Here is a 13,074-nt window from a genome sequence, read left to right on the forward strand (position 1 = left end):
CCAACCCTGGCCAAATGAACCACCACCCCTGGCCATTGCCGTGCGTGCGGTTCGATGTGCAGCCTGCGGCGCGCCAAAACGGTTCACCGGATGTGCCCTTGGTGCGTCCCGGAGCCAACTTGGTGCAGGAAGCATGACGAGCGCTATGCAACCGGCTGCCATTACCGGATCTGCCTACTCCATGGAAAATCTGCAAAGCGCTGTGGACACCCTGGTCCACGGTTCCAACACGCTGTTCATCCTGATCGGGGCGGTCATGGTCCTGGCCATGCATGCCGGTTTTGCCTTCCTCGAAGTGGGGACGGTCAGGCAGAAGAACCAAGTCAATGCCCTGTCGAAAATCCTCAGTGACTTCGCCGTCTCGACCCTGGCTTATTTCTTTATAGGCTACTGGATTTCCTACGGGGTGAGTTTCCTGCAACCTGCGGCGGTGCTCAGCTCCGATCATGGCTATGGCCTGGTGAAGTTCTTTTTCCTGTTGACCTTCGCTGCGGCGATCCCGGCGATCATCTCCGGCGGTATTGCCGAGCGCGCGCGGTTCGTCCCGCAACTGTGTGCCACGGTGCTGATCGTGGCGTTCGTCTACCCGTTCTTCGAAGGCGTGGCATGGAATGGCAACCTTGGCTTGCAAGCCTGGTTGCAGGCGCATTTCGGTGCCGCTTTCCACGATTTCGCAGGTTCGGTGGTGGTGCATGCCATGGGGGGGTGGCTGGCGCTGGCGGCGGTGTTGCTGCTGGGACCGCGCCATGGCCGCTATCGCGACGGCAAGCTGGTGGCCTTCGCACCGTCGAGCATTCCCTTCCTGGCGCTGGGGTCGTGGATCCTGATCGTCGGCTGGTTCGGTTTCAACGTGATGAGCGCCCAGACACTGCAGGGCGTGAGCGGGCTGGTGGCGGTGAATTCGCTGATGGCCATGGTCGGCGGTACCGTGACGGCGCTGATCGTGGGGCGCAATGACCCGGGCTTCCTGCACAACGGCCCGTTGGCCGGGTTGGTGGCGGTCTGTGCCGGTTCGGATCTGATGCACCCGGTGGGGGCGCTGTTCACCGGGGCGATTGCCGGGGCCCTGTTCGTCTGGTGTTTCATCGCGGCCCAGGGCAAATGGAAGATCGACGATGTGCTCGGGGTCTGGCCGCTGCATGGTTTGTGCGGAGTCTGGGGCGGGATCGCCTGCGGGATCTTTGGCCAGTCCGCACTGGGCGGGCTGGGCGGTGTGAGCCTGGTCAGCCAGCTGATCGGCACGGGCCTTGGCGTACTGGTGGCGCTGCTGGGAGGTTTTGCCGTGTATGGCACGATCAAGGCCGTTTGTGGCCTGCGCCTGAGTCAGGAGCAGGAGTACTACGGCGCCGACCTGTCGCTGCACAAGATCGGCGCGGTCAACCAGGAATGACGATGACGCTGCTGCCCCGGGGCTGGTGATCCAGCACTGCGGGGCGTACCGCACTGGGCTCAGCCTCCCTGCAGGCGCGCTTCGCAGGCTTCGATCGCATTCTGTGGGCCGGACACCAGTACCCGGTCGCCTGCTTGCAGGCGCAAGGTCGGCCCCAGGGGCAGGTCGTGGCCGTGACGCTGCACGGCGCGGATGTCCACCCCCAGCCCCTCCAGGGCCAGGGCTTGCAGGGGCTGGTTGCAGGCATGGGCGTCGGCATCCAGGTTCACTGCGTGCATCTGGACGGCAGGGGGCTCGCGGTTGTCCTGGGTATCGCTCTGCCCGCCGTGGTAGAAGCCATGGAGCAGCTGGTAGCGGCTGTGGCGCACCTCGTCCACGGTGCGCTGCACCTGTTGTTCGGGCAGGCCCAGCATGATCAGTGCATGGGAGGCGAGCATCAGGCTGGACTCCAGCAGTTCGGGCACCACCTCGTTGGCGCCGGCGGCCTTGAGCTCCGCCAACTGGCTGTCGTCGCGGGTGCGCACCAGGATCGGGACGCTGCTGTCCAGGCGTCGGGCGGCCTTGAGCACGGTCAGTGCGATATCGGTCTTGTCCACTGCGATCACCAGCAAGCGCGCCCGCTCCAGGCCTACGGCTGCCAGCAGGTCGCCCCGCCGGCAATCGCCATAGTGCACGCAGCTTTCCGCCGCAGAGGCTTCCTGGACCCTGACCGGATCGTCGTCCAGGGCGATGTAGCGCAGCTGCTCGTGGCGCAGGAAGCGGCCGATGGATTGGCCGACCCGACCATAACCACAGATCAGCACATGGCCTTGCAGTTGGGCGTTCTGTGCGCTGATCTCCTCCAGTTGCGCCGCCTGGTTGGGCTTGCGGTGCAGGCGGGCGGTGATCATCGGCGCGGCCCGCAACAGCAGAGGGGTCAGCAGCATGGAGCAGAACGTGGCAGCCAGCAGCAGGCTGCTGATCTCGGAGGGGATCATCTGGCTGAGCTGCATCTGGGCCATCAGGGCAAAGCAGAATTCACCCCCCTGGGCCAGGGCCAGGCCGCTGCGCCAGGCGGTCTCGCCATCGCTGCCACGCAGCTTGAGCAGGGCCGCCACCACCGTGCCCTTGATCAGCAGCAGGGCCAGGGTGAGGCCGATGATCAGCAGGCTGTGGTCGATGAACAGCTGCAGGTCGATGAGCATGCCGATGCTGACGAAGAACAGCCCCAGCAGGATGTCGCGAAACGGCCGGATATCGGCCTCGATCTGGTGTCGGTAATGGCTTTCTCCCAGCAGCATGCCGGCCAGGAATGCCCCCAGGGCCGGCGACAGCCCCAGCAGATGGGTCAGCCAGGCGGTCAGCAGGACGATGACCAGGGCCAGCAGGACGAAGAGCTCGGCGGAGTGGGAGGCGGCGACTTCATGGAACAGCCGTGGCAGCAGCCAGCGGCTGGCCAGCAGCAGGCCGACGAACAGCACCACCGTCTTGCCCAGCGTCATGGGCAGGGCCCAGTACCAGGCCTGGTCGGTATTGCCGGCGAACACCGGGACCAGGGTCAGCAACAGCACGGCCACCACGTCCTGGAACAGCAGCACGCCGATGGCGTTCTGGCCGTGGCTGCTGAAGATCTCGCCCAGGCTGGTCAACTCCTTGCTGACGATGGCGGTGGACGACAGGGCCAGCCCGGTGCCCAGCATCAACGCCGAGCTCAGGGGCATGCCGGACAGGGCCAGGAGCGCGCCCAGTACCAGGCCGGTGCACAGCACCTGCAGGCTGCCGAGGCCGAATACCACGCGGCGCAGGGCGAGCATTTTCGACAAGGAGAACTCCAGCCCCAGGGAAAACAGCAGGAATACCACCCCCAGTTCGGCCAGGTCCGGCAGGTCCTCGCTGTCGTTGACCCAGTCCAGGGCGGTAGGGCCGACCATCAGTCCGACCGACAGGTAACCCAGCACAGGTGGCAGGCTCAGGCGTCGGAACAGCGCGATGACCACCAGTGAGGAGGCAAGAATGATCAGCAGGTTGGCAAACAACGGCTATCTCCGGACAAGGGGCGGGCAGGGCAAAGCGTAGAGGCAAAAAGGCCGGGAGGATCGCCCGAGCGGCAGGAAACCGTGCTGACCCATGTCATTCTTTCGCGAGAATGTCCCATCTTCACGAGCCTTCGCTATGCTCAAAAACTGTCGATGGAGGCTGTGCCCGGCAGGGTGCGGGACCACTCCTGCGAGAGCTGGGTGGAGCGGGCTGGCGCAGCGCGACCGAGCCGAAGACGCATGGCAGTGTTCAAGCAGCCTGCCGGGGCTGCGAGGTGGTCCCCTGGGGCCCGTCAGTGAGGAGCTGGAGAGGTTATGGAGCGTCTGTATTCACTGCAAGGGTTGCGTGGTGCCGCGGTGCTGGGGGTAGTGCTGTTCCACATGATGTCGGTGGAGACCAAGTATTCCGGCGGCGATATCCTGCTGCCGGTGTTCCTGGATTTCTTCCAGCTCGGGGTCGACCTGTTCTTTGTCATCAGCGGTTTCGTGATGGTGATCGTCAGCCGCGGGCGTTTCCAGAAAAGCGTCGAGACCCAGCGCTTCCTGTTCAATCGGCTGTCGCGGATCTACCCCACCTACTGGCTGTATTTCTTCATCACCCTGGGGGTGTACCTGTGGCAGCCGGCGCTGGTGAACAGCTCCCATGGCGGTTCGAACCTGTGGATGTCGTTCCTGTTGCTGCCCAACGACCGGGTGTTGCTGGTGATGGTGGCCTGGTCGCTGCTGTTCGAGTTGTGGTTCTACCTGATGTTCACGGTGTTCCTGTTCTTCAAGGAGCGCTGGCTGCCGCTGATCCTGCTGCTGTGGGCGGTGGCGCTGGTGGTGTTCAATCTCCTGCAGGATTGGCAGGACTATTCCCCGGCCCTGAAGATCATGCTGCACCCCTATGCCCTGGAGTTCATCGTCGGCAGCGCACTGGCCCTGTTCTTCTACGGACCCTACAGCGCCAAGGTGCCCAACTGGCTGGCCTGGGCCGCGCTGGTGACAGTCCTGCTGCTGGGTTTCCCGCTGATCTACAGCTACCGGCTATTTCTCAACGAAGGATTGCCGAGGATGCTGGCGGTAGGGCTGGTGTTCGGCACCCTGGTGTTGTCCCTGGCGCTGCTGGAGCGTCGGCAACTGATTCGAATGCCCGTCTTTTTGACGGCTACTGGCGATATGTCCTACACCATCTACCTGTCTCATCTGCTGGTGCTGGGCGTGGTGGGCAGGGCCTGGCAGGTGATCGGGGCCTGGCCCGCCAGTTATGTCGATAACCTGCTGTTCCTGGTGCTCATGATGACGGCGGTGGTCTGCTATGGCTGGGTGGGTTACCAGTTCTACGAGAAGCCGATCCTCGACCGGGCCACGGCCTACTGCAAGCGTCGTTTCAGCTCAACCAGCCAGCGCAAACACTACGGTCCGGTGTAGACCGGGACTTTTCCTGCCTGTTCGGGTAGCCATGCGATGCCGAAAGTTCTCAATGGAAATCTCGACGCCCTCAAGGTCCTGCTGGCCGTGATGGTGGTCACGCTGCATTGCAAGCTGCTGGGGGGCAACTACACCTGGGCCGGCTACCTGTTGTGCAACGGCCTGTTTCGGGTAGCGGTGCCGACCTTCTTCATCATCAACGGCTACTACCTGTACCAGACCCTGCAGGGTGGCCACTCCTTCGGCCAGTGGTTCAAGCGCGGCTTGCTGATCTACCTGTTCTGGATGCTGGTCTACAGCCCGCAATACGTCGACCCGGCAACCATCGCCAGCCTGGGCGGGATACTGGGGGTCGTGAAGAAGTTGCTGATCGGCTATTTCCACCTCTGGTACCTGCTGGGCATGCTCGGTGGCGGACTGATCTTGCTGATGCTGCGCAACTGGCGCTCGCCGGCCCTGGTCGGCCTGGCCCTGGTGGCGTTCCTGATCGGCCTGTGCCTGCAATACGCGCGGGTCTATTTCGAGCTGCCCAACGCCTTTCTCCAGCACTTCAACCAGAACGACTACACGGCGCGCAACTTCGTGTTCATGGGGTTTCCGTTCATGGCCATCGGTTTTCTCTGTGCCCGCCATGAGTTGGCGCAGCGCATTGGCCGCCCGTTGCTATGGGGCTGGCTGGTGCTTGGGCTGGTGCTGATCCTGGGCGAGGCTGCGCTGAATTTCGCGCTGCGGGCCGATGTCGAGCAGAACTTCGACTTCCTTGCCTCGCTGCTGGTGATTACCCCCGCGCTGTTCCTGTTGCCCCAGGCGTACTTCCGGGCCAGCCACAGCAACTTTCCGGCCAAGCTGTCGTCGGCGGTGTATTACGTGCATCCCTGGTTCGTCTATGGTGCGCTGTCGGCGGGCATGGTCTATGGCAACCTGATGGCGGTCGTGGTGCTGGTGCTGGCGTTCGCGGTGGCGCCGTTGCTGATCCTGGCCAGCCGCCGCGTGCGTTTCATCCTGTGATGGGGCGGGTCGACGGTGTTTTCTTCCAGGCCCTACAATGAGTGCCTGTTCCTCATTTCAATGGTTGCCCTGTCATGCCCCCTGAATGCCAATTGTTCGGCACCCTTGGTTGCCACCTGTGCGAACTGGCCGAGGCCGAACTGATGCCACTGGTGGAGCACGGCCTGATGGTCGAGCTGGTGGACATTGCCGAGAGCCAGGTACTGTTCGACACCTACGGCCTGCGTATCCCGGTGTTGCGCCGGGTGGACAATGGTGCCGAGCTGGGCTGGCCCTTCGACGGCGAGCAAGTGGTGGCGTTCCTGCGCTGAAAGCGACTCGCATGCGATGGGCCTCCGCCCGTCGCCCTTGCCTGGATTTCGTTGGCGAGATCAGTCGATTCGGTTACTGTATGCATATACAGCAACCGAGGAATCTCGTCATGTCTCTCACCTTCCTGACCAGTATCGGGAGTTCGCAGCCGTTGCCAGCCCAGCTCCTGGCGCTGGACCACAGTGAACCGGCCGATGAGCCGAGCGGCAGTGGTTTCTCCCTGGACCGGACCCTGGGCCTGGGTGCTCCGCAGATCCATGGCCTGCTGGTGGATGACGACAACCTGCTGGGGTTCGGCATGTACCCCGGCGACCGCCTGATTGTCGACCGCTCTGCCACGCCGGTGGTGGATCAATACCTGGTCGTGCGAACTGCGGGTTCCAGCGAATATTCGTTGCGCCTGCTGGCACCCGATCCCCGTGGCGGGTTGTTGCTCAAGGCTGCGCGGCCGTCAATCCCTTCCATTGTCCTGGATGACCTGGGTTCGATCGAGATCTGGGGCGTGGTGCTGTGGGTGGTCAGTTACGTGGGGCGCAAGCAGCCCTGATGAGTGTGGTGGACGCTTCAAACCGTTAAAGGAATAGATGATGGTCAATGTCGAACAACTGAAAAACAGCGTGAACAGCATGTCCCCCGACGTGCTTCGCGAAGCGGTGCATGAAATGCGCCTGGACGGGTTGGTCACCGAAGGCAAGACGCCCTTCAACAAGCTGCACTTCAACACCTGTTTCGCCGAGATCGAAGCCCTGTTCCAGCGTGCCGGATACCATCGACAACTGGATGTGGTGGGTTACCAGGGGTTGCTGTATGCCCTCTATGACCCTGCTCGCTGGGAGGCCGTGGACGTGCTGCGCTGGCTCAAGGAGTTCACCGAGGCTGCTGCGGCCCGGCAATCCTGTGCCTGATGGGGGGAAACTCTTTCTAGGCTGTGGGGGATCGCTGTTGGATAATGCCGCCTTGCATTGATTCCTCGAGTTTTTTGTATGTCTTGCGCGAGCTTTTCTGCTGCACAGCACCAGGCCAGCACTTTGTACCTGCCTCCAGGTCCCTGGGCGACCGTGCTGGACTGCCTGTGTGATCACTTCAAGGCCATCAGCCGTGAACAATGGCTGGATCGTATTGCCCGGGGCCGGGTGCTGGACGGGAAGGGGCAGCCCATCGACCTGGACCTGGCCTACCGCGAAGGTTTGCTGATCCACTATTTTCGCGAGGTGCCGGATGAAAAGGTGATCCCGGTAGTGGAAACGATCCTGTATGCCGACGAACATCTGGTGGTCGCGGACAAACCGCACTTCCTGCCGGTGACCCCCGCGGGCGAGTATGTCGAACAGACCCTGCTGCGGCGGCTGATCCGGCGCCTGGACAACCCGCACCTGGTCCCCCTGCATCGCATCGACCGGCATACGGCAGGGTTGGTGTTGTTCTCCGCCAACCCAGGTAGCCGTTCGGCCTACCAGGCGCTTTTCCCCACCCGGCAGATCGAGAAACGTTACGAAGCGATCGCCGGAGCTTTGCCTGATCTGCATTTTCCGCTTTTGCACAAGAGCCGGCTGGTGGATGGTGAGCCTTTCTTTCGCATGCAGGAGGCCCCAGGGGCGAGCAACACCGAGACCCTGGTCGAAGTCCGGGAAAAGCAGGGTGACTTGTGGCGTTACGGGTTGTATCCGGTAACGGGCAAGAAGCACCAGCTGCGGGTGCACATGAGCGCCCTGGGTGCTGCGATCTGCAATGACCCGTTTTATCCGCAAGTTCTCAAGGACGTCGAGGACGACCTGGCCAAGCCACTGAAGCTATTGGCCCAGGGCTTGAGCTTCATCGACCCGCTGACTGGCCAGCAGCGCGAGTTCGAGAGTGGCCTTCGCCTCGACTGGTGAATACCCAGGCCGCAGAAACGATAAAACCCGCACCAGGCGGGTTTTATCGTTTTCAGATCGGCAGTCGCCAGGCTTACAGCTCCTTGACGGTACGCACCTGGTCCTTGTTGATACGGGTGCGCTTGCCATCCAGCTGTTCGAATTCGTAGAAGCCCGAGTCATTGTCGAATTTAGGGGTGTCCACAGCCTGGATTTCGCGACCGTCATTCAGGGTGATCACTGTCGGCGATGCGCAACCGGCGAGAGTGGCAAGGCCCAATGCGAGCATGAAAGTGGCGAGGGTCCGTTGAGTCATTGTATGTCTCCGAAATGAGTACTTTTGAGTGCTGGTCTTCAGACGTATACAACGTCTGCAAGTTCCTTGGCCAGGGACATTCTGCCACGTTGGCGGGACGATCGCAGGCGTTCGCTGGTACGAGTCGTACATTGAGTCTGATTGCCCCACGAGGGCCAGGTTCCGCCTGGCCGCCGTGGCGCGGCGGGGAGCCAGGGTGCTGTGATATAACACCGGCCTGTTTCCCCATCACTGGATCGAGCCTATGAAAGCCAAGGCTGATGTACCTTTTGCTCCGCTGAACATCGCCGTGTTGACTGTCAGCGACACCCGCACCCTGGACACCGATACCTCCGGCCAGCTCTTCGTCGAGCGCCTGGGTGCGGCGGGTCACCGCCTGGCGGCGCGGGTCCTGCTCAAGGATGACCTGTACAAGATCCGTGCGCAGGTCGCCACCTGGATCGCCGATGATCAGGTGCAGGTGGTGCTGATTACCGGCGGTACCGGTTTTACCGGACGCGACAGTACCCCGGAAGCGGTGGCCTGCCTGCTGGACAAGCAGGTTGACGGGTTCGGTGAGCTGTTCCGGCAGATTTCCGTGGCGGACATCGGCACTTCCACTGTGCAGTCGCGGGCACTGGCCGGCCTGGCCAACGGCACCCTGGTCTGTTGTCTGCCGGGCTCCACCAACGCGGTGCGGACCGGCTGGGACGGGATCCTTGCCGAGCAGCTGGACTCGCGGCATCGGCCCTGCAACTTCGTTCCTCACCTGAAACAGGCGGCACCCTGTGAATCCCGTGGATAAGCCGGGCAAGCTCGGGACCCTGATGCCGGTGGAGGAGGCGCTCGAGCGCCTGCTGGCGATGGCCGAGGCGGCGCCCATCCTCGAGCGTGAGCGCGTGCCGCTGGCCGCCACCGAAGGGCGGGTGCTGGCCGAGGCACTGGTGTCCGGCCTGGACCTGCCGCCCTGGCCCAACAGCGCCATGGATGGGTATGCCCTGCGCCTGGAAGACTGGAAGGGCGAGCCCTTGTCGATCAGCCAGCGGATCTTTGCCGGGCAGTCCCCGGAACCGCTGCAGCCGGGGACCTGTGCACGAATCTTTACCGGGGCCCCGGTGCCGGCCGGCGCGGATTGCGTCGAGATGCAGGAGAACGCCCAGGTCGAGGGCGATCAGCGGGTACGTTTCACCGAGCCGCTTAAGGCTGGACAGAACATCCGCCCCCAGGGTCAGGAAACCACTGTCGGCGAACAGATCCTGGTGGCGGGTACGCGCCTGGGCCCAATAGAGCAGGGGCTGGTAGCCTCCCTGGGGTTTTCCGAGCTGGAGGTGGTACGGCGGGTGCGAGTGGCTGTCCTGTCCACCGGTGACGAACTGGTGGAGCCAGGCCAAGCCCTGGGGCCAGGGCAGATCTACAACAGCAACCGGGTGTTGCTGTGCAGCTGGCTGCAGCGCCTGGGCTGCGAAGTACTGGACGCCGGGATCCTGCCTGATGACCTGGAGGCAACCCGTCAGTGCCTGGCGGGCCTCAAGGATGTCGATCTGATCCTGTCCACCGGCGGTGTCTCGGTAGGCGAAGCGGATTTCCTTGGCCTGGCCCTGCGCGAGGCGGGCGAGCTGGCGTTATGGAAGCTGGCGATCAAGCCCGGCAAGCCCCTGACCTTCGGGCACTTCCAGGGCGTACCGGTGATTGGCCTGCCGGGAAATCCGGCATCGACCCTGGTGACGTTCGCCTTGCTGGCGCGTCCCTACCTACTGCGGCGCCAGGGCGTACAACAGGTCCAGCCGTTACGCTTCCAGGTAGTGGCCGGTTTTGCCTGGCCCCAGCCGGGCAATCGTCGCGAATACCTGCGGGGCCGGCTCGAGGGTGGACGGGCGATCATCTATCGCAACCAGAGCTCGGGAGTCCTGCGTAGCGCAGCCTGGGCGGAAGGCCTGGTGGAAGTGCTCGAAGGGCGGACCCTGGCCGAAGGTGACCAGGTCACCTTCATTCCCCTGAGCGAACTGCTGGACTGACCCTCTGGAGCAGGCCCTTGCCGGGCCGGGGCCTGCTCCAGGTCGTTCAGCGCAGCAGCAACAACAGCAGCAGGCCGAAACGGCTGTAGAAACCCCAGGTCACCAGGCCCGCCACCAGTGCCGCTGCCAGTGCCAATTGAGCCATGCGCTTGAGCAGCGATGACAAGCGGGAATGCGGCGGCTGTGGTTCGCAGGCTTCCCGACTTGAAGGGCTGGCCAGCCAGGTGTTGTCCTTGATGTGGTTGAGCGACGAATGCGCTCGTGGATAGAACCCCTTGTCATTCATGACCTTGTACTTCCCTGTTTGAGGCGTCAGTGCCTGGCATCCACAGTCACTGATCGGCCTTATCGGGTCAATTCGGGGAATTCTCTTTCTGCGGTCAGAAAAGTTACTGCTGCGGCCCTGGCTGGGGTCGAGCGTAGGGGCTGTCCCAGTAGCGTTTGTACATGCCCAATCGCTTTTTCAGGCCCAGGGGCAGGTAGCGTTCCTGTTGGCTGAGCTTGTAGGCGAACAGCTTCAGGGCGTTGCGCAGCAGCGACCCCGGCCACTGCGGCAGCCGTCCCGGGCCGAGGAACTGGAGCTCGGACCTGACGTAGCGCAGGCCCTCGCCGCCAGCGCCGCCGAAGGCCTGGCGGATCCACGGCTCACGGGCATGGAATACACCGATGTCGAAATAACGGCGGAACTCCTCCTTGAGGCTGTAGTTGTGAGAGTGACGGCAACAGGCACTGCCCTCATAGGCAACCTTCCAACCGGCCAGGAGCATCCTGGCCCCCACGTACATGTCTTCGGAAAGGATCACATGATTGGGAAACCCCCCAACCTGCATCAGCGCCTCGCGGCGGTAGGCGCAGAAGGAGTTGGACATGAAGGCGGTCTTGATGCCTAGCACAGGCACATCGGCCAGGCTTTTCACCTGGGACGTGGGCGGGTAGTTGAACAACCGTGCATGGCTGGCCAGGGGGCTGGCATCCAGGTGTGGCAGCTGGCGACCGCACACGGCGCCTACCTGTGCATCGGTGAAGGGTGCGACGATGTTGGCGATACCCTCGGCGTCGGCGAGGTAGGCATCCTGGGTCATGAACACATAGACGTCGTAGTCGGCATGGCGCTCCACCATCAACTGTCGAGTACCCCCGTGATTGAAGTCGCGGCTGTCGATGCGCAGCACGTGGGGGCAGCGTGACACGGCCAGTTCGTAGGTCCCGTCGCTGGAGCTGGAGTCGACGATCAGGGTGTCGAAGACCGCGCTCTGGATGGCCAGGGAGTCCAGTAGCCGTGCCAGGTCCCGGCAACCGTTGTAGGTGGGAATCACACAAGCCACGCGCAGTGTCGACATTGTCCATGCCTCCGGTTCAGGTCGGGTTCTGGCGCCAGGGCCGCAGCCAGGCCGCGAGGATCAGCAACAGCAGCAGGCCGCAGGCGCTGCTCAGGCCCAGTTGCCACCACATCGAGGTCAGCGGGTGCAGGACCAGCGCCGCCAGCGCCATGCCGCCCAGGCCGATCAGCCAGTGACTGCGCCAGGGCACCAGCCCCAGCAACTGCTGGCGGCGCATCAGCAGCAGGCCGGTCAGGATTACCCCGCAGATCGCCGCCAGGGCAATGCCAATCAGACCGAGGAAATAGGGCAGGGCGGCCAGCAGCAGGGCATTGAGCAGGCTGCCGGCCAGCTCGCAGTTGAGCGGCATGCGGGTGTCGCCGGCGGCGTAGGCGTAGCGTGCCAGCAAGGCGTTCCAGGCGCCGAACAGCAGCGGCACCGAGAACCAGGCCAAAAGCTCCGGCAAGGGGCTACCGGCCGCTTGATTGGGCAGCAACAGGTGCACCAGCGCCGCTGCCGCGCCGATCAGCCCGACCACCGCTGGAATGGTCAGCAATGTGGCACTGCTCAGGCCCTTGCGCAGCAGGTCCAGGCGCTGTTCGCCGGAGCTGCCGCTCATCAGCCCGAGCAGTACCTGGTTGAGGCTCATCAGGGCGATCAGCGGCAGGTTGATCAGCTTGCGCGCCAGGTTGATCCAGGTCACCGCTCCTTCACCCAGCAATGAGGCCGCCATGCGCTCCAGCAGAGCCAGGCCCTGGCTGGCGAGGTTGCTGCTCAGCAGCGGGCCGATGCGTTGCAGCAGCTCGCGTGCGGCACCGGGCGCGGCCTGCATTCGCCAGGGCCGCCAGCCAGCACGCAGCAGGCTCGGCAACAGCACCATCGGCATCAGCAGGCTGCCCAGCACGCAAGCCGCAGCCAGCCCGGTGGGGGTCGCCGCGTGGTGCAGGCTTGCCAGGTAGATCACCGGTGGCAGGTTGAACAGCAGCGAGCCCAGGCCCGCCAGGACAAAACGGGCCCGGGCCTGCAGGGGCACGCAAAACAGGCCATGGAGGATGAACCCCGGGGCGCACCAGGCCAGCCAGTGCAGGCCGCCGCTGGCCAGGGCATAACCGTCGCTGCCCAGTCCGGGGCCGATCAGGCGTACCCACAGTGGCGCGCCGAGGCTCAGCAGCAGCGCCAGCAGCAGGCCACACAGCAACAGGCGTGGCGCCAGGGCACTGAGCCAGGCCTGTTGCTCCTCGGCCGAGCGCTGCTGGTACAACGGCAGCGCGGCGGCGCTCAGCAGGCCCGCGGCCAGGGCCATGCGCAGGGCCTCGGGAAGGAACATCGCCACCAGGAAACCGTCGCTCTGGCCACCGGCGCCCCAGGCCGCCACCAGCAGCCATTCACGGGCAAAGCCGGCCGCCAGGCCGGTCAGGGTGGCCAGGGTCAACCACAGCGTTGCGCCGAACATGGGC

Annotated in this window: 14 protein-coding genes; 9 read left to right on the forward strand and 5 right to left on the reverse strand. The window is 63.9% G+C overall.

Annotated elements, in window-relative coordinates:
* Positions 1–181: 181 nt before the first annotated feature.
* Positions 182–1,390 carry an ammonium transporter gene (locus LGQ10_RS28800; RefSeq protein WP_058437805.1) on the forward strand — a complete coding sequence of 403 codons (1,209 nt, stop codon included), beginning with the start codon at positions 182–184 and terminating at the stop codon, positions 1,388–1,390.
* A 59-nt stretch (positions 1,391–1,449) separates the two neighbouring features.
* Here LGQ10_RS28800 and LGQ10_RS28805 read toward each other — a convergent pair whose 3' ends face one another.
* Entirely contained in the window at positions 1,450–3,405 is a 1,956-nt protein-coding gene (locus LGQ10_RS28805) for a monovalent cation:proton antiporter family protein (RefSeq protein ID WP_226523916.1), read from the reverse strand.
* Positions 3,406–3,720: 315 nt separating this feature from the next.
* Here LGQ10_RS28805 and LGQ10_RS28810 point away from each other — a divergent pair, with 315 nt between their 5' ends.
* The 6 genes from LGQ10_RS28810 to LGQ10_RS28835 all read left to right on the forward strand — a co-directional run bounded on the left by LGQ10_RS28810 (position 3,721) and on the right by LGQ10_RS28835 (position 8,009).
* Positions 3,721–4,815: an acyltransferase family protein gene (locus tag LGQ10_RS28810; protein WP_058437791.1), complete on the forward strand. Its 1,095-nt coding sequence runs from the start codon at positions 3,721–3,723 to the stop codon at positions 4,813–4,815.
* A gap of 36 nt (positions 4,816–4,851) precedes the next feature.
* A complete protein-coding gene (locus tag LGQ10_RS28815; protein ID WP_226523917.1) occupies positions 4,852–5,823 on the forward strand; it encodes an acyltransferase family protein in 972 nt (323 codons plus the stop codon).
* 74 nt (positions 5,824–5,897) lie between these two features.
* Complete coding sequence (locus tag LGQ10_RS28820) at positions 5,898–6,134, forward strand: glutaredoxin family protein (RefSeq protein WP_058433793.1); 237 nt, start codon at positions 5,898–5,900, stop codon at positions 6,132–6,134.
* A gap of 110 nt (positions 6,135–6,244) precedes the next feature.
* Positions 6,245–6,682 carry a S24 family peptidase gene (locus LGQ10_RS28825; protein ID WP_226523918.1) on the forward strand — a complete coding sequence of 146 codons (438 nt, stop codon included), beginning with the start codon at positions 6,245–6,247 and terminating at the stop codon, positions 6,680–6,682.
* 40 nt (positions 6,683–6,722) lie between these two features.
* Positions 6,723–7,040: a hypothetical protein gene (locus LGQ10_RS28830; RefSeq protein ID WP_058433337.1), complete on the forward strand. Its 318-nt coding sequence runs from the start codon at positions 6,723–6,725 to the stop codon at positions 7,038–7,040.
* A gap of 78 nt (positions 7,041–7,118) precedes the next feature.
* Positions 7,119–8,009: a pseudouridine synthase gene (locus LGQ10_RS28835; protein WP_058433336.1), complete on the forward strand. Its 891-nt coding sequence runs from the start codon at positions 7,119–7,121 to the stop codon at positions 8,007–8,009.
* Between the two features lie 73 nt (positions 8,010–8,082).
* Here LGQ10_RS28835 and LGQ10_RS28840 read toward each other — a convergent pair whose 3' ends face one another.
* Positions 8,083–8,304, reverse strand: coding sequence for a YgdI/YgdR family lipoprotein (locus tag LGQ10_RS28840; RefSeq protein ID WP_058433335.1), 222 nt, complete (start codon positions 8,302–8,304; stop codon positions 8,083–8,085).
* A 244-nt stretch (positions 8,305–8,548) separates the two neighbouring features.
* Between LGQ10_RS28840 and moaB the strand changes: the two genes are divergently transcribed.
* Together moaB and glp are read left to right on the forward strand one after the other, a co-directional pair.
* The gene (gene moaB, locus LGQ10_RS28845; RefSeq protein WP_058437080.1) at positions 8,549–9,088 is read left to right on the forward strand and encodes a molybdenum cofactor biosynthesis protein B; all 540 of its coding nucleotides are present in this window, start codon (positions 8,549–8,551) and stop codon (positions 9,086–9,088) included.
* 22 nt (positions 9,089–9,110) lie between these two features.
* Positions 9,111–10,298 carry a gephyrin-like molybdotransferase Glp gene (gene glp, locus LGQ10_RS28850; RefSeq protein WP_226526224.1) on the forward strand — a complete coding sequence of 396 codons (1,188 nt, stop codon included), beginning with the start codon at positions 9,111–9,113 and terminating at the stop codon, positions 10,296–10,298.
* Between the two features lie 46 nt (positions 10,299–10,344).
* On the opposite strand, the gene LGQ10_RS28855 is transcribed toward glp, so the two are convergent.
* The 3 genes from LGQ10_RS28855 to LGQ10_RS28865 form a co-directional block, all read right to left on the reverse strand.
* Positions 10,345–10,584 carry a hypothetical protein gene (locus LGQ10_RS28855; protein ID WP_058437081.1) on the reverse strand — a complete coding sequence of 80 codons (240 nt, stop codon included), beginning with the start codon at positions 10,582–10,584 and terminating at the stop codon, positions 10,345–10,347.
* 103 nt (positions 10,585–10,687) lie between these two features.
* Positions 10,688–11,638 carry a glycosyltransferase gene (locus LGQ10_RS28860; protein WP_226523919.1) on the reverse strand — a complete coding sequence of 317 codons (951 nt, stop codon included), beginning with the start codon at positions 11,636–11,638 and terminating at the stop codon, positions 10,688–10,690.
* A 16-nt stretch (positions 11,639–11,654) separates the two neighbouring features.
* Positions 11,655–13,070, reverse strand: coding sequence for a lipid II flippase MurJ (locus tag LGQ10_RS28865; protein WP_226523920.1), 1,416 nt, complete (start codon positions 13,068–13,070; stop codon positions 11,655–11,657).
* Positions 13,071–13,074 lie beyond the last annotated feature (4 nt).

This window comes from Pseudomonas sp. L5B5 (genome assembly GCF_020520285.1).
Taxonomy (GTDB): domain Bacteria; phylum Pseudomonadota; class Gammaproteobacteria; order Pseudomonadales; family Pseudomonadaceae; genus Aquipseudomonas.

What these genes read in the sequence shown, in the direction of transcription:
- LGQ10_RS28800 (WP_058437805.1), top strand. Translation starts at nt 182, where the DNA reads ATGGAAAATCTGCAAAGCGCTGTGGACACCCTGGTCCACGGTTCCAAC.
- LGQ10_RS28810 (WP_058437791.1), top strand. Translation starts at nt 3,721, where the DNA reads ATGGAGCGTCTGTATTCACTGCAAGGGTTGCGTGGTGCCGCGGTGCTG.
- LGQ10_RS28815 (WP_226523917.1), top strand. Translation starts at nt 4,852, where the DNA reads ATGCCGAAAGTTCTCAATGGAAATCTCGACGCCCTCAAGGTCCTGCTG.
- LGQ10_RS28820 (WP_058433793.1), top strand. Translation starts at nt 5,898, where the DNA reads ATGCCCCCTGAATGCCAATTGTTCGGCACCCTTGGTTGCCACCTGTGC.
- LGQ10_RS28825 (WP_226523918.1), top strand. Translation starts at nt 6,245, where the DNA reads ATGTCTCTCACCTTCCTGACCAGTATCGGGAGTTCGCAGCCGTTGCCA.
- LGQ10_RS28830 (WP_058433337.1), top strand. Translation starts at nt 6,723, where the DNA reads ATGGTCAATGTCGAACAACTGAAAAACAGCGTGAACAGCATGTCCCCC.
- LGQ10_RS28835 (WP_058433336.1), top strand. Translation starts at nt 7,119, where the DNA reads ATGTCTTGCGCGAGCTTTTCTGCTGCACAGCACCAGGCCAGCACTTTG.
- LGQ10_RS28840 (WP_058433335.1), bottom strand. Translation starts at nt 8,304, where the DNA reads ATGACTCAACGGACCCTCGCCACTTTCATGCTCGCATTGGGCCTTGCC.
- moaB (WP_058437080.1), top strand. Translation starts at nt 8,549, where the DNA reads ATGAAAGCCAAGGCTGATGTACCTTTTGCTCCGCTGAACATCGCCGTG.
- glp (WP_226526224.1), top strand. Translation starts at nt 9,111, where the DNA reads ATGCCGGTGGAGGAGGCGCTCGAGCGCCTGCTGGCGATGGCCGAGGCG.
- LGQ10_RS28855 (WP_058437081.1), bottom strand. Translation starts at nt 10,584, where the DNA reads ATGAATGACAAGGGGTTCTATCCACGAGCGCATTCGTCGCTCAACCAC.
- LGQ10_RS28860 (WP_226523919.1), bottom strand. Translation starts at nt 11,638, where the DNA reads ATGTCGACACTGCGCGTGGCTTGTGTGATTCCCACCTACAACGGTTGC.
- LGQ10_RS28865 (WP_226523920.1), bottom strand. Translation starts at nt 13,070, where the DNA reads ATGTTCGGCGCAACGCTGTGGTTGACCCTGGCCACCCTGACCGGCCTG.